Annotated in this window: 1 protein-coding gene; it reads right to left on the bottom strand. The window is 57.1% G+C overall.

All coding sequences use genetic code 11. The annotated features are described in order from the left end of the window. Positions 1-36: 36 nt before the first annotated feature. Positions 37-368: hypothetical protein (locus tag P8629_RS11510; RefSeq protein WP_278166272.1), on the bottom strand; the 332-nt coding region annotated here is incomplete at its 5' end.

Here is a 368-nt window from a genome sequence, read left to right on the forward strand (position 1 = left end):
CGACGAGAGCGGCCCATATGAGCCGCAGCATATCGGTTACTTACGAGCCAGCGATGCGAACAGCGAACCGGTCTTCGGTGCTGCTGCTGCTTCTTCGGAAGGAGCTTCTTCGGTAACTTCTTCCTTTGCTGCATCCATGTCGAATGGCGGTTCTTCTTTCGCAGCAACTTCAGCCGTGGTTTCCGGCTCTGCTTCCGTTACGGTTTCCTGAGTAGGCTCAGGATCGGCAGAAACAGGGGCTGTGGTCTCTTCAACCACTTCCGGCTTGGTTACGGTGCGGTTGACCGTTCCCGGCGTTGGGCGACGATATACGGCGCTTTTCTTACCTGCTGCACCGATGGTCACGGATGCAGTGGTGAGGGCAGTGT

The sequence above is a fragment of the Hydrogenovibrio sp. 3SP14C1 genome, assembly GCF_029625905.1.
Classification (GTDB): Bacteria; Pseudomonadota; Gammaproteobacteria; order Thiomicrospirales; family Thiomicrospiraceae; genus Hydrogenovibrio.